This is a genomic window from Streptomyces curacoi, from assembly GCF_001513975.1.
GTDB classification, from domain to species: Bacteria; Actinomycetota; Actinomycetes; order Streptomycetales; family Streptomycetaceae; genus Streptomyces; species Streptomyces curacoi.
This window is the reverse complement of record NZ_KQ947988.1, coordinates 255,634-275,677: the sequence shown is the minus strand read 5'-3', so window position 1 is coordinate 275,677 and position 20,044 is coordinate 255,634. Positions and strand designations below refer to the sequence as shown.

Sequence of the window (20,044 nt, the reverse complement as noted above, 5' to 3'; positions counted from 1 at the left end):
GCCCTCGCTCCCGCGTGACCGTGCCCGATGGGGCCGGTGGACGGGCGCCCCGGACTTTCACTGTGGGTGTGCGATCCCGACAGGTGAACAGAACCGACGGTTCTGATCGTGGCGTGGTATGCGTAGAGAAAAGAGTGACCTACCCATCTCAACCCCCACCCATGCGTCGAGCGGCCAGGTTTCCTCCCCCCAACGGGTTGAAGTTTTGTTGATCGAGGGTCAGTTGGCCACCTCGGCGTCCTACCCTTCAGAGGGTGAACCAACTGATGTCCCCAGAGCCAGAAGCCGATCACCCCGGGGAAGCCATCCTGTCCGGCACCCTGCCGGAGGCGCTGCGTGCCGAACTCGTCGAGTTCCGGCGCGACTTGCACATGCACCCGGAGCTCGGCAACCAGGAGTTCCGGACGACCGCCGCGATCAAGGCCCGTCTGGAGAAGGCCGGCCTCCAGCCGCGCGTGCTCGCCACCGGAACCGGGCTCATCTGTGACATCGGGGAGCCGGACGGCGAGCGGCCCATGCTCGCCCTGCGCGCCGACATCGACGCTCTGCCCATCCCGGACACGAAGACTGAGTGCCCGTACCGCTCCACCGTGCCCGACCGGGCGCACGCCTGCGGGCACGACGTGCACACGACCGTGGTGCTCGGCGCGGGGCTGGTGCTGGCCGAGCTCCACGAGCGCGGGCAGCTGCCGCGTCCCGTCCGCCTGCTCTTCCAGCCCGCCGAGGAGGTGCTCCCCGGCGGCGCGGCCGACGCCATCGAGTGCGGGGTGCTCGAAGGGGTGGGCCGGATCCTCGCCGTGCACTGCGACCCCAAGGTGGACGCGGGCAGGATCGGGCTGCGGCAGGGTGCGATCACGTCCGCCTGCGACCGGCTGGAGATCGCCCTGGAGGGGCCGGGCGGACACACGGCCCGCCCTCACCTCACGACCGACCTGGTCACCGCCGCCGCCCGCGTCGTCGCCGACGTGCCCGCGCTGGTCGCCCGGCGCACCGACGCCCGCAGCGGCCTCGCCGTGACCTGGGGCCGGATCGAGTCGGGTCACGCGCCCAACGTCATCCCGCAGCACGCCGAGCTGGAGGGGACCGTCCGCTGCCTCGACCTCGACACCTGGCGGCAGGCGCCCGACCTCGTCGTCGCCGCCATCGACGAGATCGCCAACCTCCACCGCGCCAAGTCGGAGATCAACTACATCCGCGGCGTCCCGCCCGTCGTCAACGACCCGGCTGTGACCGACCTGCTGCGCGACGCCATGACCGCCCGCCGCGGCGCCGACTCCGTCGAGGGCACCGAGCAGAGCCTCGGCGGCGAGGACTTCTCCTGGTACCTGGAGCACGTCCCCGGCGCCATGGCCCGCCTCGGAGTCCGTGCCCCCGGCGAGCGCATCGGCCGCGATCTGCACCAGGGCGACTTCGACGTCGACGAGTCGGCCATCAAGGTCGGCGTGGAGCTCTTCACGGCGGCGGCGCTCCTCGACGCCGCCGGGTAGCCCCACTGGGCGCAGAGCCCTCCCCTCCGCTTGCGGCCACGGCGCGGCGGAGGGAGTCTGGGCCCATGTCGGGCGGTCCTGAGCGTCATCACGGTGGAGGCACCCCTGGTCGCATCCCTGGTCCATGGAGTGTGCGGCGCGCGACGGGTGCCGTCGCCCCATGTGTGCCTTTCGATCCGGTGGTTCACAAGGGCGTAACCGGCCATCGGCACGAATGGATAACGGCAGGGCGAAACCCCGTTCCCAGGAGTGTCTACGCGCGTTAATGTGCGCCGAACTCAGCACCCACTGCGGGGCTTGGAGAATGGGGAACTTCACGATGCGTCGGATATCCAAACTGACCCGTGTCGCGGTGGGGGTCGCGTCGCTCGCGCTCGCCGCCACGGCGTGCGGTGGTACCAGCAGTGACAACGGTGGCAGCGGCGGCGGCGACAAGGGTGACAAGGGCCTCGCCATCGCCTACGACATCGGCGGCAAGGGCGACCAGTCCTTCAATGACGCCGCGTTCGCGGGTCTGGAGAAGGCGAAGAAGGAGTTCGGCTACCAGACCGACGACGTCGAGCCCACCGAGGGTGAGACGGACGCCGACAAGGAGCAGCGTCTGGCCTCGCTGGCCCGGCAGGGCTACAACCCGGTGATCGGCGTCGGCTTCGCCTATGGCCCCGCCATGGAGGCCGTGGCCAAGAAGTACCCGGACACCACCTTCGGCATCGTCGACTCCGTGGTCGAGGGCAAGAACGTCGCCTCCCTCGTCTTCGCCGAGGAGCAGGCCTCCTACCTCGCCGGCGTCGCCGCCGCCAAGGCCACCAAGACGAACACCGTCGGCTTCGTGGGCGGTGTGGACATCCCGCTGATCCACAAGTTCGAGGCCGGCTACAAGCAGGGCGTCCAGGACACCAGCGGTGGCAAGGTCAAGGTCGTCTCGCAGTACCTGACCCAGACCGCCGAGGAGGGCGGCTTCTCCAGCCCCGACAAGGGCAAGGCCGCCGCCGAGGGCCAGATCGAGAAGAAGGCCGACGTCGTCTACCAGGCGGCCGGTCTGTCCGGCCAGGGCGTCATCGAGGCCGCCGCGAAGGCCAAGGTCTGGGCGATCGGCGTCGACTCCGACCAGTACAAGCAGGGCGCGCTGGCGTCGTACAAGAACTACATCCTGACCTCCGCCCTCAAGGACGTCGGCGGCGCGGTCTACGCGCTGGCCAAGTCCGTCCACGACGGCAAGCCGCTGACCGGCACCCAGACCTTCGACCTGAAGGTCAACGGCGTGGGCCTGTCCGAGTCCAACCCCGAGTTCGCGAAGATCGCGGGCCTCAAGGCCGCCGTGGACAAGGCCAAGGCGGGCATCGTCGACGGCTCCATCAAGGTCAAGACGGAGTAGTCACGGGCGTACGCCTGTGAAGCGGGCGAGCACCCGAGGGTGCTCGCCCGCTTCGTCGTTCCCGGCGCGCGCATCACCCACCGCCACCCTCCCTTTGCTCTCGGCAAGCCCTTGGTCAAGGCCCAGCGTGGTCTTGGCCACGGCCGGATAACAAGGTGGACAGAAGGGGTTTCCCGGCAGGTCTACGCGCGTTACTCTGCGGCGAAAGCCAGCGCCGATGCTGCATGAAGAGCGGTACCGTCCGGCGCTTGTACGACAGGAGCACCTACACATGCGCCGGATTTCCCGGATCACGGTCGCAGGCGCAGCGACCGCCTCTCTGGCCCTCGCGCTCTCCGCCTGTGGCGGCACCTCGACCTCCGCCTCGTCGTCGGACTCGAAGGGTGACAAGGGCCTCGCCATCGCGTACGACGTCGGCGGCAAGGGCGACCAGTCCTTCAACGACGCCGCGTTCGCGGGTCTGGAGAAGGCGAAGAAGGAGTTCGGCTACCAGACCGACGACGTCGAGCCCACCGAGGGTGAGACGGACGCCGACAAGGAGCAGCGACTGGTGTCGCTGGCCAAGCAGGGCTACAACCCGGTCATCGGTGTCGGCTACGCGTACGCCGCCGCGGTGAAGGGTGCCGCGGAGAAGTTCCCGAAGACGACCTTCGGCATCGTGGACGACTCCACGGTCGAGGCGAAGAACGTGGCCGACCTGGTCTTCTCCGAGGAGGAGGCCTCGTACCTGGCTGGTGTCGCCGCAGCCAAGACGACCAAGACGAACACTGTCGGCTTCGTGGGCGGCGTGGACATCCCGCTGATCCACAAGTTCCAGGCCGGCTTCGAGCAGGGCGTCAAGGACACCAACCCGAAGGTCAAGGTCCTCTCCCAGTACCTCACGCAGACCGCGGAGGAGGGTGGCTTCTCCAGCCCGGACAAGGGCAAGTCGGCCGCCGAGGGTCAGATCGAGAAGAAGGCCGACGTCGTCTACGCGGCCGCCGGTCTGTCCGGCCAGGGTGTCATCGAGGCCGCCGCCGCCAACAAGGTGTGGGCCATCGGTGTCGACTCCGACCAGTACAACCAGGCAGCCCTCGCCAAGTACAAGGACTCCATCCTGACCTCGGCGATGAAGGACGTCGCCAAGGCGGTCTACAACCTGGCGAAGTCGGTCGAGGAGGGCAAGCCCGAGACCGGTATCGTTCGGGGCGATCTGAAGACCGGCCAGGTGAGCCTGTCGAACTCCAACCCGAAGTTCGCGGACGACACCGAGGTCCAGGAAGCCATCAAGACGGCCAAGGAGAAGATCGTCAAGGGCGAGATCAAGGTCAAGACCAGCTGACTTAAGCAACACCCTGAGCAGCGGTAACCGAGGGGTTACGTCCGCTCGACGGGGTACGGGGAGGCTCTCCCTCGGGAGGCGTTCCCCGTACCCCGTTGTCGCGGTGCGTCGGCCCCCTTTCAGGCCATAGGGGCGCTACGCGCGTAGACGACCCCCGTCCCCAGGAGAGTGCGCCATCAACGCGTCCAGCAGCCCTCCGGCCGGCGCGGCGGTCAACGGTCAGGTGACCGCCGTCGAGCTCGCCGGGATCACCAAGCGTTTCCCGGGTGTCGTGGCCAACCACGACATCCACCTCACCGTCCGCAAGGGCACCGTCCACGCCCTGGTCGGCGAGAACGGCGCCGGCAAGTCGACCCTGATGAAGATCCTCTACGGCATGCAGAAGCCGGACGAGGGCACCATCATCATCGACGGCGAGCAGGTCGGCTTCTCGTCGCCGGCCGACGCCATCGCCCGCGGCATCGGCATGGTGCACCAGCACTTCATGCTCGCCGACAACCTCACCGTCCTCGAGAACGTCGTGCTGGGCAGCGAGAAGCTGTACGGCATCGGCGCCAAGGCCCGCCGCAAGATCAAGGAGATCTCCGACCGCTACGGCCTCGGCGTGGAGCCCGACCGGCTGGTCGAGGAGCTCGGCGTCGCCGCCCGTCAGCGCGTGGAGATCCTCAAGGTCCTCTACCGCGGCGCCACCACGCTGATCCTCGACGAGCCGACCGCCGTGCTCGTCCCGCAGGAGGTCGACGCGCTCTTCGACAACCTGCGCGAGCTGAAGTCCGAGGGCCTGTCGGTCATCTTCATCTCCCACAAGCTGGGCGAGGTCCTCTCCGTCGCCGACGAGATCACCGTCATCCGCCGCGGTACGACGGTCGGCACCGCCGTGCCCGCCGAGACCACCCCGCGCCAGCTCGCCGAGATGATGGTCGGCAGCGAGCTGCCCACCCCGGAGACCGCCGAGTCCACGGTCACCGACCGTCCCGTCATCACGGTCGAGAACCTGCGCCTGGAGGCGGCCGGCGGCAAGGCCCTGCTGGACGACATCACCTTCACCATCCACGCGGGCGAGGTCCTGGGCATCGCCGGCGTCGAGGGCAACGGCCAGACCGAGCTGGTCGACGCGCTGATCGGCCTCAAGGCCGCCGACTCCGGCACGATCAAGCTGGTCGACGAGGAGATCACCGCCTGGCCCACCCGCAAGCGCCGCGAGCAGGGCATCGGCTACATCCCCGAGGACCGCCACCGCCACGGCCTGCTCCTGGAGGCCCCCCTCTGGGAGAACCGCATCCTCGGCCACGTCACCGAGAAGCCCAACGCCAAGGGCGTATGGCTCGACCCGAAGGCGGCCCAGGACGACACCCGCCGCATCGTCGAGGCCTACGACGTGCGCACCCCCGGCATCGACGTCACCGCCGCCTCCCTCTCCGGCGGCAACCAGCAGAAGCTGATCGTCGGCCGCGAGATGAGCCACAAGCCGCGCTTCCTGATCGCCGCGCACCCCACCCGCGGCGTGGACGTCGGCGCGCAGGCCGCCATCTGGGACCACATCCGTGAGGCCCGCCGCGAGGGCCTGGCCGTGCTGCTGATCTCCGCCGACCTGGACGAGCTGATCGGCCTGTCCGACACCCTCCGCGTGATCTACAACGGCAAGCTGGTCGCCGACGCCGACCCGGCCACCATCACTCCGGAGGAGCTCGGTTCGGCGATGACCGGTGCCGTCACCGGCCACCTGGAACACGAAGAGACCGCCGAGACTCCCGACCTCCGCAAGGCTCCCGAGTCCGGGGAAGACGAGGCCCGCTGATGAAGAAGTTCGACAAGGAGCGTGTGCTCCTCGCGGTGGCCGGCCCGGTCATCGCGCTCGCCGTGGCCTTCGTGCTCAGCGCGATCGTGCTGATCGCCTCGGGCAAGAGCCCGGTCGAGCCGTACACCCTGATGTTCGAGCAGGCCTCGTTCTCCGACATCCAGGTGCTGATCATCAACCAGGCCTCGATGTACTACATCGCGGCCCTCGCGGTGGCCATCGGCTTCCGGATGAACCTGTTCAACATCGGTGTCGACGGCCAGTACCAGCTCGCCGCCATGATGGCCGCCATCGTCGGCGCCCACGCGAACCTGCCGGCCGCCCTCCAGATCCCGCTGCTGCTCCTCACCGCGGTCTGCACCGGCGCCTTCTGGTCCGGCATCGCCGGTGTCCTCAAGGTCACCCGCGGCGTCAGCGAGGTCGTCGCGACGATCATGCTCAACGCCATCGCCACCTCGGTGATCGCCTACCTGTGGCTGCCGAGCGTCTTCGGCGTCAAGGTCGGCAACAACAACACCACCGGCGAGATGCACGAGTCCGGCTGGGTGCCCGGCATCGACATGGGCGACGCCGGTGAGATCTACGGCCTGGTCTTCCTCGCCGTCCTGCTCGGCATCGGCTACTGGGTCGTCCTCAACCGCACCCGCTTCGGCTTCGACCTGCGCGCCTCCGGCGCCTCGGAGAGCGCCGCCGCGGCCAGCGGTGTCGACCCCAAGCGCATGGTGCTCACCGCCATGCTGATCTCCGGAGGTATCGCGGGCCTCGCCGGCCTGCCGATCCTGCTCGGCGACACCCACACCTACAGCCTGAACTTCCCCACCGGCATCGGCTTCCTCGGCATCGGCATCGCCCTGCTCGGCCGCAACAGCCCCGTCGGCATCGCCTTCGCCGCCCTGCTGTGGGCCTGGCTCGACAAGGCCTCGCCCGAGCTGGACTTCCACGACTACGACAAGGAGATCGCGGTCATCATGCAGGGCCTCATCGTGCTCTCGGTCGTCGTCTCCTACGAGGCCGTCCGCGAGTGGGGCCTGCGCCGCCAGCAGCGCCGCGTGGGCGCCGAACTGGCCGCCGGTCACGTCCTCGGCGCCGACAACAACACCACGAAGGAGGTGGCCGGCCGATGACCACCCCGCAGACCTCAGCGGTCGACGTCAACCAGCCCACGCTGCAGCCCGCGGCGCCGACCGGCCGCCGCCTGTCGCTGCCCGTCCTGCTGCTGGTCATCGCCGGAGCCCTGGCGCTGACCTCGATCGTCCGCATCATCACCGGCGCCGACGGCATCACCAACGTCAGCCAGATGTCCACCGCCCTCCAGCTCGCCGTGCCGATCGGCCTCGCCGGCCTCGGCGGTCTGTGGGCCGAACGCGCGGGCGTCGTCAACATCGGCCTTGAGGGCATGATGATCCTCGGCACCTGGTTCGGCGCCTGGGCCGGCTTCCAGTGGGGCCCGTGGACCGGTGTCCTGGTCGGCATCATCGGCGGCTGCCTCGGCGGCTTGCTGCACGCCTTCGTCACCGTCACCTTCAACGTCAACCACATCGTCTCCGGTGTGGCGATCAACATCCTCGCCCTCGGCGCCACCCGCTACCTCGCGCCCCTCGCCTTCGAGGGCCACCAGGGCGGCTCCGCCAAGCAGTCCCCGGCGGTCGACTCCCTCGGCAACTTCACCGTGCCGGGCCTGTCCGACGGGCTGCGGGACCTCAACAACCACGGCTGGTTCTTCATCTCCGACATCGCCGGCCTGCTCGGCGGCCTGGTCACCAACGTCTCCTGGCTGACCCTGATCGCCGTGGCCCTGATCCCCGCCACCTGGTGGATCCTGTGGCGCACCGCGTTCGGTCTGCGGCTGCGTTCCTGCGGCGAGAACCCGGTCGCGGCCGAGTCCCTCGGTGTGAACGTCTACAAGTACAAGTACATCGCCGTGGTCATCTCCGGCGGTCTGGCCGGCCTCGGCGGCGTCTTCCTGTCCATCGTGGCCAACCCCTTCTACCTGGAGGGCCAGGTCAGCGGCCGCGGCTTCATCGGCCTCGCCGCGATGATCTTCGGTAACTGGATGCCGGGCGGTCTCGCCCTCGGTGCCGGCCTGTTCGGCTACACCGACAGCCTCAACCTGCGCGGCGGCTCGGAGAACGTCCACGCCCTGCTGCTGCTCGGCGCGCTGCTGCTGATCATCGGCGCCATCTGGCTGGTGATCAGCAAGAAGTACGTCACGGCGGTGATCACCGCAGTCGTCGGCGCCCTGGTGTTCGCCTGGTACGCCACCACCAACGAGGTTCCCAACCAGGTCGTCTCCGCCACGCCGTACGTCATCACCCTCGTCGTCCTCGTGCTGTCCGCGCAGCGCCTCAGGATGCCGAAGGCGGACGGCCTGCCGTACCGGAAGGGCCAGGGCAAGTGACCTCGGCCGCCTCCCACGACGTCGACTGGGACAGGCTGCGCGCGGCGGCCCGGGACGCCATGTCCCGCGCCTACGCCCCGTACTCCGGCTATCCGGTCGGCGTCGCGGCCCTGGTCGACGACGGCCGTACGGTGACCGGCTGCAACGTCGAGAACGCGTCCTACGGCCTCGGCCTGTGCGCCGAGTGCGGACTGGTCTCGGAGCTGCAGAACACGGGGGGCGGCCGGCTGACGCACTTCACCTGCGTCGACGGCAACGGCGACCCCCTCGTCCCGTGCGGCCGCTGCCGTCAGCTGCTGTACGAGTTCGGCGGCCCGGACCTGCTGCTGGAGACCCCGGCGGGGATCCTGCCGCTGTCGGAGATGCTGCCCCAGGCCTTCGGGCCGGACCATCTCAGCAAGTAACTCCGTGCGGCCCCTCTGACCACCTCAGGGGGGCCGTATCACTTCTGGAACCCTCGGAAGGAAACCCATGGCCATGGACGCCATCTCCGTCATCCGCACCAAGCGGGACCGCGGTGAGCTCAGCGACGAGCAGATCGACTGGGTCATCGACGCGTACACCCGCGGAGAGGTCGCCGACGAGCAGATGTCCGCGCTCGCCATGGCGATCCTGCTCAACGGCATGAACCGCCGCGAGATCGCCCGCTGGACGGCCGCGATGATCGCCTCCGGCGAGCGCATGGACTTCTCGTCCCTGTCCCGCCCGACGGCCGACAAGCACTCCACGGGCGGCGTCGGCGACAAGATCACCCTCCCGCTGGCGCCGCTGGTGGCGGCCTGCGGTGCCGCCGTGCCCCAGCTGTCGGGCCGGGGCCTCGGCCACACGGGCGGCACGCTGGACAAGCTGGAGTCCATCCCGGGCTGGCGCGCCCTCCTCTCGAATGAGGAGATGCTGCACGTCCTGGACACCACGGGCGCGGTGATCTGCGCGGCGGGCGACGGCCTGGCTCCCGCGGACAAGAAGCTGTACGCCCTGCGTGACGTCACCGGCACGGTCGAGGCCATCCCGCTGATCGCCTCGTCGATCATGTCGAAGAAGATCGCCGAGGGCACCGGCTCGCTCGTCCTGGACGTGAAGGTCGGCACCGGCGCCTTCATGAAGACCATCGAGGACGCCCGCGAACTGGCTTCCACCATGGTCGGCCTGGGCACCGACCACGGCGTCAAGACGGTCGCGCTCCTGACGGACATGTCCACCCCACTGGGCCTGACGGCGGGCAACGCCCTTGAGGTCCGCGAGTCGGTGGAGGTACTGGCGGGCGGCGGCCCGGCGGACGTCGTGGAACTGACGATCGCCCTGGCCCGGGAGATGCTGGAAGCGGCGGGTGTCCGTGACGCCGACCCTGCCAAGGCCCTGGCCGACGGCTCGGCGATGGACGTCTGGCGGCGCATGATCGCGGCCCAGGGCGGCGACCCGGACGCGGAGCTGCCGGTGGCCCGTGAACAGCACGTGATCAAGGCGCCCTCCTCCGGCGTCCTGACCCGCCTCGACGCCTACGACATCGGCGTCGCCGCCTGGCGCCTGGGCGCGGGGCGCGCCCGCAAGGAGGACCCGGTGCAGGCGGGCGCGGGCATCGAGATGCACGCCAAGCCGGGCGACACGGTGACCGAGGGCCAGCCGCTGCTGACCCTGCACACGGACACCCCCGAGCGCTTCGAGTACGCCCTCCAGGCGGTCGAGGGTTCGTACGACATCGCGGCGGCGGGGACGGACTTCACCGCGTCGCCGGTGGTGCTGGAACGCATCGCCTGACCAGGCATGCGCGGCCGGAGGCCGCGGATGTCCAGGCTCTTTCGGGTGAACGGGATCGGTGGACCCCCACCGGTCCCGTTCGGCATGCTGGGATCGGTGACGCACCGATAGGAGACCGCCATGAGCGCACTCACCGTGAGCCAGGACCCCGACCAGAACTGGGACGACCTCGTCCGGTTCTGGGAGGAGATGGACTGGCCCGAGGGCAGCAAGGTGGAGATCATCGAGGGGATCATCACCGTGTCACCTGCTCCCGCATCCCGCCACAACGTGATCGCGGCCCGTATTCAGCGTCGCCTCTACTCCGTGATCCCCGAGGACTGGGAGATCTTCCAGACGCTGGCGATCGCCGTGCCGTCACGTCTGGGCATGCTCATCCCGGACCTGCTCGTGGCTCCCGTGCGGGAATGCGCGGAGGCGGACTCCCACATCCCGGCAGTCCTCGCCGAACTCGTCGTCGAGGTGACCTCCAGGTCCAACGCCCACCATGACCGGGTCAGCAAGCCCGCCGCCTACGCGACCGCCGGGATTCCGCTCTACCTGCTGATCGACCGCTGGGCCCCCGGCGGGCCCACCGCGACGCTCTTCGGGGAGCCGAAGGGCGATGTCTACCGCGTCCTGAGCGCCGTGAAGTTCGGTGACCCCATCAGGCTGCCGGAGCCTTTCGACGTGACGATCGACACCGGGGAATTCCCGGTCGACTGACCGTCAGCCCAGTAACGTCGCCACCACGACCAGGACCGGCACGGACAACACCGTGGACAGCAGGATCGAGTCCCGCGCCAGCCGCTCACCCACCCCGTAACTCGACGCGTACGTGAAGAGGTTCTGTGCGGCAGGCAGTGCCGACGTCACCACCACGTCCAGCAGCTCAGCGCCCCGCAGCCCGAACACGCCGGCCGCCAGCGCCCACGCCGCCGCCGGCTGGCCCAGCGACTTCAGGGCGACCGAGAGCAGCACCGGCTGACGGTCGGGGCCTCTGCCCGGCATCGTGCTGCCGCACAGGGAGATGCCGAACGCCAGCAGGACCGCCGGGACCGACATGCCGCCGATCAGCGTCAGCGGGTCGAGGACAGGGGCCGGGACCTCCACCCCCGCCGCCGACACCGCCACGCCCGCCAGTGAGCCGACCGCGATCGGGTTGCGCAGCGGGGTGAGCAGCCGCCGCCACAGCGGGCCCTTCTCGCCCTCACCGGACAGATCGAGGATCGTCAACGCGATCGGGGTGACGCCGACGAGCTGGAACAGCAGTACCGGAGCCACCAGCGAGGCGTCGCCCAGCACGTACACCGCGATCGGGATGCCGAGGTTGCCGGAGTTGACGTAGCTGGAGCACAGCGCGCCGATCGTCGTACGGCCCACGCCCCAGCGCCGCACGGCCCCGACCGCGACGAAGACGCCGGCCGCGGCGGCCGTGCTCAGTGCCGTGACCAGGAGGCGGCTGGAGAAGATCACCGAGAGGTCGGTCTGCGCGAGGGTGGTGAAGAGCAGCGCCGGGGAGGCCACGTGGAAGGCCAGCTTGGTGAGGACGTCGCGGCCGTGGACGCCGAGGTAGCCGCGCCGCCCGATCACATAGCCCACCCCGATGACGACGGCGATCACCGCGAACCCGGTCAACACCCCCTGCACGGGGCCTCCTTGGCGGGGAGGAAACCGCTCGGTATTCGGGGACGTGCTGATAGGTGGCGCATACAGGAAACCCTCCTGGGATGGAGGGCAGCGGGTCAATGTGATCCCGGTCGGCGGACACCCCGGGCACGGACGTCAGACACCGACCGGGCACCGGACGAGGGGAGCCGCCACTCCGATGAGTTCTGTCCCCTCGCCCGGTCTACCGATCGTGGACGCCATGACACCCGCTGTACTCGTGCTGGCCGGCCCCGTCTTCCGGGACGAGGTGCCGGGGCTGTGCGACGAAGCACGGGCGCGGCTGGCAGCCACCGGGGCGCGAGTCCTGGTGTGCGACGTCGGCGGGCTCGGACCGCCGGGCCTGGGCGCCGTCGATCTGCTGGCGCGTCTCCAGCTCGCCGCCCGGCGGGCCGGCGGCCGGATCCGGCTCAGGGACGCCGACCCCGCCCTACACGCCCTCCTCGACCTGGTCGGCCTCCGCTTCGAGGTGGAGGGGGAGGCCGAACAGCGGGAACCAGCGCTGGGTGTCGAGGAAGCAGTGGAACCCGGTGATCCGGCCCTCTGATATCTCCAGGACCTGGACCGCCCATGGGGTGAAGCCGCCCTTCTCCGGGTCCGGCTTGTACTGGGCGAACCCGGGCAGTCCGTTGACCTGGACCGGCACCAGATGGGAGCCCGCGCAGGGGGCGCCGAGCGTCGTCATGAAGCCGGTGATGTCCTTGACGCCGGTCAGCCACAGGTCGAACGGCGGCATCGTCATGATGGCGTCCTCGTGCAGCAGGGCGGTGAGCGCCGTCATGTCGTAGCCCTCGAATGCCGCGACATACCGCTCCAGGAGCTTTTGCTGCTCCTCGTCCAACGGGTCGGAGACGGCGGCGTCGGCGCCCGGCTGCTGCTGCTCGGCGAGCGTGGCGCGGGCCCGCTGCAGGGCGCTGTTGACCGACGCGACCGTCGTGCCCAGCAGCTCGGCGACCTCGCTCGCCTTCCAGGCCAGCACCTCGCGCAGGATCAGCACGGCCCGCTGCTTGGGCGGCAGCTGCTGCAGGGCGGCCATGAAGGCCAGCCGCACGGACTCCTTGGCCACGGCCGCCTCCGCCGGGTCCTCGACCGTCGGCAGCACGCGGTCGTCCGGCATCGGCTCCAGCCAGGTGTTGTCCGGGCGGGGCGAGAGGGCCGCCCGGGCGAGCGGCGTCGACTCCGTCAGGTCCATGGGCCTGGCCCGCTTGTTGCCGGCGGTCAGCATGTCCAGGCAGACGTTCGTCGCGATGCGGTACAGCCACGAGCGGAGGCTGGAGCGGCCCTCGAACTTGTCGTAACTGCGCCAGGCGCGGACCATCGTGTCCTGCACCGCGTCCTCGGCCTCGAAGGACGAGCCGAGCATGCGGTAGCAGTACCCGGTCAGTTCGACGCGGTGTTTCTCCAGCCTGACGTCGAGGTCCGTTGTCGTCGCCGTACCGTCGCTCATCGTCCACCCACCCCTGTGGCCTCATCCCGTGGTGCGCGTCCTCGCGCCCCACACTTCGGAAGCTACCGCAGGCCACTGACAACGGCCCCCGGAGCGCACAAACGCGCAGGTCGGACAGGTGTCAGACCAGTTGCTTCACGGACATGAGCAGATGCCGGTGCGCGGCCGGCACCTCCCTCGCCACCCCTTCGGCGCCCGGTCCGCCGCCCTGCTCCTCGCCCCCGGCCGAGCTGAGGAGCGCCCGCTGACCCGTGCCCAGCAGTTCCATCCGCAGCCGGGGCGCCTCGAAGGAGTTCAGGGCGTCCAGCAGATACGCCGGGTTGAAGGCCACGGTGACCTCCGGCGCGCCGCTCAGCACGGCCGGCAGCCGCTGCGTCGCCACGTCGTCCCCGTACCCGGCCCGCAGCAGCACGGACCCGTCACCCGAGAAGTCCATCCGCACCGGACCGCTCGCCTCGGCCACCACCGCGACCCGCCGCACCGCGTCCGTCAGCGCCCCGCACTCCACCTCGGCGACCGCCGCCCCCGCCATGTCGAACAGCGACCCGTACTTCGGCAGCCGCCCCTCCAACAGCCGTACGACGGCCCGCATGCCCCCGCCCTCGAACCCGGCGAGCCCCCCACCGGCCGCGCGATCCAGCCCGATCCGCACGTCACCGCACCGCGCCAGCGACCGCGCCGCATCGAGCAGCCGCCGCGCAGGCACCAACGCCTCCACGGCGCCGTCGGACGCCGTCACGTCCCCTTCCGGCTTCCACCCCACGCGCCGTACGGCATACCGGTACCGGTCCGACGCCGACAGCGTCATCGAGTCGCCGTCCAGACGCAGCTGTACGCCGGTCAGCACCGGCAGCGTCTCGTCCCGGCCGGCCGCCACGGCCACCTGGCCGACGGCCGCGGCGAACGCGGCGGCGTCCACACTGCCGTACGCCGACGGCTGGGACGGCAGGGCCGGGTACTCCTCGCGCGGCAGCGTCGACATCCCGAACTCGGTGCCGCCCGCCTCCACCGTGAACCGCGTCCCCTCCAGGGCGCAGCTCACCGGCCCGTCCGGCAGCACCCGGCAGATGTCCAGCAGCCGTCGCCCGGGCACGAGCACCTGCCCGGCCCCGGCTGTCTCCGCGTCCACCTCGATGCGCGCCGCGGCCTCGAAGTCGAACCCCGACACGGTGAGCCGCCCCGCGCCGACCGCCAGCAGCAGGCCGCCCAGCACCGGCACCGGAGCACGCGAGGGCAGCGCCCGCGCCGCCCACCCCACGGCGTCGGCGAAGGCGCTGCGTTCGATCCGGAACTCCATCAGAAATCCCCCTGGTCGGGCCCGTTCGTCACTGATCGCGGAGGCTATCCGCGCCCACTGACAATGGGCTCCCACCAGGGGGAACGGGTTCTGCTCCGGCTCAGGCCACCGTGGTCGGCCGCCGCCGCAGACGCGCGGCCCGTGTCCCGAACCCCGTGCCAGGGGGACGGTTCTGCTCCGGTTCAGGGCCGCCGTGGTCAGCCGCCGCTGCAGACGCGCTGCCTGCGTCCGCAACCCCGTGCCAGGGGACGGGTTCTGCTCCGGCTCACGCCGCCGTCGTCAGCCGTCGCTGCAAGCGTGCCGCCCGTGTCCCGAACAGCGTGATCGTCACGACGCCGAGCACGGCCAGCAGGCCGACTGCGACGGTGCCGGTCCAGCCGGCGCGTGTGGAAGGCGGGGGCGCCCAGCGTGCTGTCTGCGCTGGAGTCGATGTGTGGTCGGGACCGGGCGGCAGTGGCCGCGGAGGCTGCCCGCGGCCACTGATCATCGGCTCTCCCCGGCGGGGGACGGGTTCTGGTCCGGCTCAGGCCGCCGTCGTCAGCCGTCGCTGCAAGCGTGCCGCCCGTGTCCCGAACACCGTGATCGTCACGACGCCGAGCACGGCCAGCAGGCCGACTGTGACGGTGCCGGTCCAGCCGCCCGCGTGGAAGGCGAGGGCGCCCACCGTGCTGCCTGCGCTGGAGCCGACGTAGTACGCGGACTGGTACAGGGCGGAAGCCTGTGCGCGGCCGTGGGCCGCCGTCTTGCTGACCGCCGAGGACGCCACCGCGTGGCCCGCGAAGAAGCCGCCGGTGATCAGGACCAGGCCCAGCAGGACCAGGGGGAGGGAGCCGGCCAGGGAGAGGAGGAGGCCGGTCGCCGTCGTGCCGCCCGCGGCGTACAGCGCGCCCCGGCGGCCCAGGCGGCCCACCAGTCGTCCCGCCGTCGACGCCGAGACCGTGCCGACCAGGTAGACCAGGAAGATCGAGCCGATGATGCCCTGGGGGAGCGAGAAGGGCGCCTCGGTCAGGCGGTAGCCGATCACCGTGTACACGCCGCCGAAGACCGTCATGAACAGGGCGCCGATCGCGTACAGGCGGCACAGCAGCGGGTTGGACAGGTGCTCGCGGACCGTGCGGGCCAGGACGCGTGGGCGCAGGGAGCCCGGCTTGAAGTTCCGCGGCGCCGGCAGCAGCAGCCGGAAGGCCACCGCGCACGCCACCGCGATCACGCCGATCACGCCGACCGCGATCCGCCAGCCCCATTCCTGGGCGACCCAGCCGGTGATCACCCGGCCGCTCATTCCGCCGACGCTGTTGCCCGCGACGAACAGCCCGATCGCCGTGACCAGCGCCTTCGGGCGGACCTCCTCGGCAAGATAGGCCGTCGCCGAGGCCGGCAGACCCGCCAGCGCGGCGCCCTGGACCGCCCGCAGCACGACCAGGACGGTGAGGTTCGGCGCGAAGGGGACCAGCAGTCCGACCGTCACCGCGACCGCCAGCGACGCCGTCATGACCGTACGGCGTCCGAACCGCTCGGACAGCGCGCTCATGGGCAGCACGAACAGGGCCAGCCCGCCGGTCGCCGCCGCCACCGTCCAGCTCGCCTCGCTCGCCGCGACCCCGAACTCACCGGAGATCAGCGGCAGCAGGGCCTGCGTGGAGTAGAGAAGCGCGAAGGTCGCGACACCGGCCAGGAAGAGGGCGAAGCTCATCCGGCGGTAGCCGGGGCCGCCCGGGGCCATACGGGAGTCGACGACAGGGACAGCGGGTGCGGCGCCCACGGTGGTGGACGCCCCGGTACTGGCGGGAGACATGCTTCGAAGCTACGTACGGCCCCGCTGATCCGTCCAATGCATGGAATCGCCATAATCGTTCCTATGGTGCATCAGCAAAGGTCACAGGCTCACCTGTCACCGTCCAGTGACACAGAAGACATGACGATGTTGCTCGCCCCGCGCCTCTCCTACTTCGCCGGAGTCGCCCGCACCGAGCACGTCACCCGCGCCGCCCAGGAGATGCAGGTCCCGCAGTCCACGCTCTCCCGTGCCATGGTCCGCCTCGAACAGGACCTCGGCGTCGATCTCTTCGCCCGCCACGGCCGTACGGTCTCCCTGACCCCCGCCGGCCGTACCTTCCTCACCTCCGTCGAACGCGCCCTCGCCGAGATCGGGCGCGCCGCCGACGAGGTCCGCGCCGACGCCGACCCGGCCACCGGCAAGGTCGCCTTCGGCTTCCTGCACACCATGGGCGCGGAGACGGTCCCCGGCCTCCTCCACGCCTTCCGCGCCGACCACCCCCGCATCCGGTTCAGCCTCGTCCAGAACTACGGCGAGGCGATGATCGAGCGGCTGCGAGCCGGTGAGCTCGACCTGTGCCTGACGTCCCCGGTACCGGACGCCCCCGACCTGGTGGCCCGCCGCCTGGACGAGCAGAAGCTCCGCCTGGTCGTCCCGGCCGACCACCGGCTGGCCGCGCGTAAGCGCATCCGCCTCGTGGAAGCGGCCGACGAGATGTTCGTGACCTTGGAGCCCGGCTACGGCATGCGCCGCATCACCGACGACCTGTGCAAGGAGGCGGGCTTCAAGCCCCGCATCGCCTTCGAGGGCGAGGAGGCGGAGACCCTGCGCGGTCTGGTGGCGGCCGGCCTGGGCGTCGCCCTCCTGCCCCCACCGACCGTCCCCCGCCCGGGAGTCGTGGAACTGACGGTCACGGCCCCGAGGGCGGCACGCGAGATCGGCGTCGCATGGCTGGCCGACCGCCCGGACACACCCCCGGTGGCCGCCTTCAAGAGGTTCCTGCTCTCAAGGAGAGGGAATCTGCTGCCCTGACAGCGACGCTAACGCCGCAACGACTTTCCGAACCCCGAGGCCAACGGCATCCGCAGGCCCAGCGGCGGCGGCGCGGCGAACGCGTCCTGGACGGGCCGGGAGAAGCCCCGCTCGAACAGCGTCCCCATGACGAAGTCCTCGGCCAGGGCGAGGACTTCATGCCGATGCTGCTGCAACCCGTGCCGGTCGGAGTGCACTTCGAACCGGCACACCTCCCGGTTCGCCTTCTTCGCCCGAGCCGCCAGCCGGAACGACAACTCGGGATCGGTGCGTTCGTCGTTGGTGCCGTGCACGATCATCACCCGCCGTCCCGCGAGCTGCTTCACCGGTTCGGGCGAGGCCGCCACATCCTCCTCCGGCAGCCAAGGAGCGAGCGCCAGCACGGAGTTGACGGCCTCATGACCGCCGGCGTGCAGGGCCGCCCGCCCGCCCATGTCGACTCCGGCGAGGCACACGGGGACGTCCCCGTAGCGCCGTACGACCTCGTCCGCGGCCCACAGCGCATCACTCAGGAGGTTGGCGTCCGTGCCGTTCCAGCCGCGGAAGCGGTAGTGGACGACATGCGCGACCAGCCCCTCCGCGCGTCCCGCCCGCATCAGACGGCGCCCCAGTGTCCGCACGTACGAGGTCACCAACACCGGGCCCGGCCTGCGATGTGAGACCTCGTCACCTCCGGGGAGCAGGAGCACCACGCCGCTCACCGCCGTCGGCTCCGGCCCGATCGCCCTTCCCAGCCGGGCTCTGCGAACCGGCGTCGCTTGCTGTGCCATGACAGAACAGTGTCAGAAGCGTGGGTGTACGCCACCCGTCCGTGCGGTCACCGTTACATATCGACGGATTCGTACAGCGGGAGGTGGCGGGAAATGGCGGGATGGACGGGGAGAGGGGCGGGGAGAGGAGCGGAGAAGAGCGGGGAGAGGAGCGGAGAAGAGCGGGGAGAGGCGGGTACGGAGGAGCGGGAAGGGAAAACGCGCGGCGAATGAGCGATCGACGGGTGATCTACGCGCGTAGGCGTTAGAGTGCGAAAATGACGAGCCAGACTGCCCCGAAGGCCAACACCCCGAGCTCGGACCAGATCCGCCGGGCGCCGAAGGTTCTGCTGCACGATCACCTCGACGGCGGGCTGCGCCCCGGCACGATCGTCGAGCTCGCCCGCGAGACGGGCTACTCCCGGCTCCCCGAGACCGACCCCGACAAGCTCGGTGTCTGGTTCCGCGAGGCCGCCGACTCCGGGTCCCTGGAGCGCTACCTGGAGACCTTCTCCCACACCGTCGCAGTGATGCAGACCCGCGACGCCCTCGTCCGGGTCGCCGCCGAGTGCGCCGTGGACCTCGCCGAGGACGGGGTCGTCTACGCCGAGGTGCGGTACGCGCCCGAACAGCACCTCGAAGGCGGGCTCAGCCTCGAAGAGGTCGTCGAGGCCGTCAACGAGGGCTTCCGGGAGGGCGAGCGGATCGCCCGGAGCAACGGTCACCGCATCCGCGTGGGCGCCCTGCTCACCGCCATGCGGCACGCCGCCCGCGCCCTGGAGATCGCCGAACTCGCCAACCGCTACCGGGACCTGGGCGTCGTGGGCTTCGACATCGCGGGCGCCGAGGCCGGCCACCCGCCCACCCGGCATCTCGACGCCTTCGAGTACCTCAAGCGCGAGAACAACCATTTCACCATCCACGCCGGCGAGGCCTTCGGTCTGCCGTCCATCTGGCAGGCGCTGCAGTGGTGCGGCGCCGACCGGCTCGGGCACGGTGTGCGCATCATCGACGACATCCAGGTGCACGCCGACGGCTCGGTGAAGCTGGGCCGGCTCGCCTCGTACGTACGGGACAAGCGCATCCCGTTGGAGCTGTGCCCCAGCTCCAACCTCCAGACGGGCGCCGCCGACTCGTACGCCGCCCACCCCATCGGTCTGCTGCGCCGGCTGCACTTCCGAGCCACCGTCAACACCGACAACCGCCTCATGTCCAACACCAGCATGAGCCGGGAATTCGAGCATCTTGTCGAGGCGTTCGGTTACACGCTCGACGACATGCAGTGGTTCTCCGTCAATGCGATGAAATCATCGTTCATTCCTTTCGATGAACGACTGGCCATGATCAATGACGTGATCAAGCCCGGATATGCCGAACTCAAGTCCGAGTGGCTGTTCCAGCAGACCGCGTCTACCAGCGGTTCTGCGGCGGACGCGGGCTGACCTGGAGTCCTTTGTGCAGATCGAATGCGGGCGGCATTCACAATCCGTTCGCATTTCGATGTTTGCGGCGGGGTGCTGGGCGTGTTTACGGTCGTGGACCGCTCACATCCCCGTTAACCAATTTCGAGGACGCATTTTCATGAAGCAGTCTGCTGCCAAGACCCTCGGTGTCGCCGCCCTCGGTGCCGCCTTCGCCGCCGCGGGTGCGGGCGCCGCGAACGCCGTGCCGGTCTCCCCGGAGGCCGCCGGCGCGGCGCTGGACTCCGTCACCAAGACCCTCCCGGCCGAGAACCTGGCCCAGTCGGCGCCGGGTGCCGCCGCCGGTGCCACCGCTGGGCTGACCCAGGGGCAGGAGGCGGTCACCACCGGGCTGGCCGCCGCGCAGCCGGCTGCCGAGCAGGCGGTCGCCGGGGGTCAGTCCGCGGTGGCCGGCGGTCTGCTCGGCGGTCTGCCGCTGCAGGGTCTGCCCACCCAGGGTCTGCCCACGGCCGGCGCTCCGCTCGGCTGAGCCCGCCTCTT

18 protein-coding genes are annotated in these 20,044 nt (G+C 70.3%); 13 read left to right on the top strand and 5 right to left on the bottom strand.

Annotation, left to right across the window (positions count from 1 at the left end):
* Positions 1-266 precede the first annotated feature (266 nt).
* The 9 genes from AQI70_RS17930 (at position 267) to AQI70_RS17890 (ending at position 10,839) form a co-directional block, all read left to right on the top strand.
* Positions 267-1,487, top strand: a complete 1,221-nt coding sequence (locus tag AQI70_RS17930) for a M20 family metallopeptidase (RefSeq protein ID WP_062150789.1) — start codon at positions 267-269, stop codon at positions 1,485-1,487.
* A 319-nt stretch (positions 1,488-1,806) separates the two neighbouring features.
* Positions 1,807-2,862, top strand: a complete 1,056-nt coding sequence (locus AQI70_RS17925) for a BMP family lipoprotein (protein ID WP_159042680.1) — start codon at positions 1,807-1,809, stop codon at positions 2,860-2,862.
* Between the two features lie 271 nt (positions 2,863-3,133).
* Positions 3,134-4,183: a BMP family lipoprotein gene (locus AQI70_RS17920; RefSeq protein WP_062150785.1), complete on the top strand. Its 1,050-nt coding sequence runs from the start codon at positions 3,134-3,136 to the stop codon at positions 4,181-4,183.
* 223 nt (positions 4,184-4,406) lie between these two features.
* Positions 4,407-5,981, top strand: a complete 1,575-nt coding sequence (locus AQI70_RS17915; RefSeq protein WP_062150781.1) for an ABC transporter ATP-binding protein — start codon at positions 4,407-4,409, stop codon at positions 5,979-5,981.
* On the top strand, positions 5,981-7,105 hold the full coding sequence (locus tag AQI70_RS17910) for an ABC transporter permease (RefSeq protein ID WP_062150778.1): 1,125 nt from the start codon (positions 5,981-5,983) through the stop codon (positions 7,103-7,105). The genes AQI70_RS17915 and AQI70_RS17910 overlap by 1 nt, the downstream gene beginning before the upstream one ends.
* The gene (locus AQI70_RS17905) at positions 7,102-8,379 is read left to right on the top strand and encodes an ABC transporter permease (RefSeq protein ID WP_062150775.1); all 1,278 of its coding nucleotides are present in this window, start codon (positions 7,102-7,104) and stop codon (positions 8,377-8,379) included. The genes AQI70_RS17910 and AQI70_RS17905 overlap by 4 nt, the downstream gene beginning before the upstream one ends.
* Positions 8,376-8,783 (top strand): cytidine deaminase, encoded by a 408-nt coding sequence (locus AQI70_RS17900; RefSeq protein ID WP_062150772.1) that lies wholly within the window; start codon positions 8,376-8,378, stop codon positions 8,781-8,783. The genes AQI70_RS17905 and AQI70_RS17900 overlap by 4 nt, the downstream gene beginning before the upstream one ends.
* A 73-nt stretch (positions 8,784-8,856) precedes the next feature.
* Entirely contained in the window at positions 8,857-10,134 is a 1,278-nt protein-coding gene (locus AQI70_RS17895; protein ID WP_208607389.1) for a thymidine phosphorylase, read from the top strand.
* 120 nt (positions 10,135-10,254) lie between these two features.
* Positions 10,255-10,839: a Uma2 family endonuclease gene (locus AQI70_RS17890; RefSeq protein ID WP_062150766.1), complete on the top strand. Its 585-nt coding sequence runs from the start codon at positions 10,255-10,257 to the stop codon at positions 10,837-10,839.
* Between the two features lie 3 nt (positions 10,840-10,842).
* Here the strand turns inward: AQI70_RS17890 and AQI70_RS17885 are convergent, their stop codons facing one another.
* A complete protein-coding gene (locus AQI70_RS17885; protein WP_062150763.1) occupies positions 10,843-11,763 on the bottom strand; it encodes an AEC family transporter in 921 nt (306 codons plus the stop codon).
* Positions 11,764-11,983: 220 nt separating this feature from the next.
* On the opposite strand from AQI70_RS17885, the gene AQI70_RS37540 reads away from it, so the two are divergent.
* The gene (locus AQI70_RS37540; RefSeq protein ID WP_244181705.1) at positions 11,984-12,328 is read left to right on the top strand and encodes an STAS domain-containing protein; all 345 of its coding nucleotides are present in this window, start codon (positions 11,984-11,986) and stop codon (positions 12,326-12,328) included.
* Here the strand turns inward: AQI70_RS37540 and AQI70_RS17880 are convergent.
* From AQI70_RS17880 to AQI70_RS17870, 3 genes are all read right to left on the bottom strand, one after another.
* Entirely contained in the window at positions 12,212-13,228 is a 1,017-nt protein-coding gene (locus AQI70_RS17880) for a sigma-70 family RNA polymerase sigma factor (protein WP_062150761.1), read from the bottom strand. The two genes, AQI70_RS37540 and AQI70_RS17880, sit on opposite strands and share 117 nt — an antisense overlap.
* A gap of 121 nt (positions 13,229-13,349) precedes the next feature.
* A complete protein-coding gene (gene dnaN / locus AQI70_RS17875) occupies positions 13,350-14,525 on the bottom strand; it encodes a DNA polymerase III subunit beta (RefSeq protein WP_062150757.1) in 1,176 nt (391 codons plus the stop codon).
* A gap of 523 nt (positions 14,526-15,048) precedes the next feature.
* A complete protein-coding gene (locus AQI70_RS17870; RefSeq protein WP_062150754.1) occupies positions 15,049-16,320 on the bottom strand; it encodes an MFS transporter in 1,272 nt (423 codons plus the stop codon).
* Between the two features lie 63 nt (positions 16,321-16,383).
* On the opposite strand from AQI70_RS17870, the gene AQI70_RS17865 reads away from it, so the two are divergent.
* On the top strand, positions 16,384-17,334 hold the full coding sequence (locus AQI70_RS17865; RefSeq protein WP_062150751.1) for a LysR family transcriptional regulator: 951 nt from the start codon (positions 16,384-16,386) through the stop codon (positions 17,332-17,334).
* Between the two features lie 8 nt (positions 17,335-17,342).
* On the opposite strand, the gene AQI70_RS17860 is transcribed toward AQI70_RS17865, so the two are convergent.
* The gene (locus tag AQI70_RS17860; RefSeq protein WP_062150746.1) at positions 17,343-18,104 is read right to left on the bottom strand and encodes a prolyl oligopeptidase family serine peptidase; all 762 of its coding nucleotides are present in this window, start codon (positions 18,102-18,104) and stop codon (positions 17,343-17,345) included.
* 257 nt (positions 18,105-18,361) lie between these two features.
* On the opposite strand from AQI70_RS17860, the gene AQI70_RS17855 reads away from it, so the two are divergent.
* Both AQI70_RS17855 and AQI70_RS17850 read left to right on the top strand, forming a co-directional pair.
* Positions 18,362-19,525 (top strand): adenosine deaminase, encoded by a 1,164-nt coding sequence (locus tag AQI70_RS17855; RefSeq protein ID WP_003998409.1) that lies wholly within the window; start codon positions 18,362-18,364, stop codon positions 19,523-19,525.
* 139 nt (positions 19,526-19,664) lie between these two features.
* Complete coding sequence (locus AQI70_RS17850; RefSeq protein ID WP_062150743.1) at positions 19,665-20,033, top strand: hypothetical protein; 369 nt, start codon at positions 19,665-19,667, stop codon at positions 20,031-20,033.
* Positions 20,034-20,044: the final 11 nt, after the last annotated feature.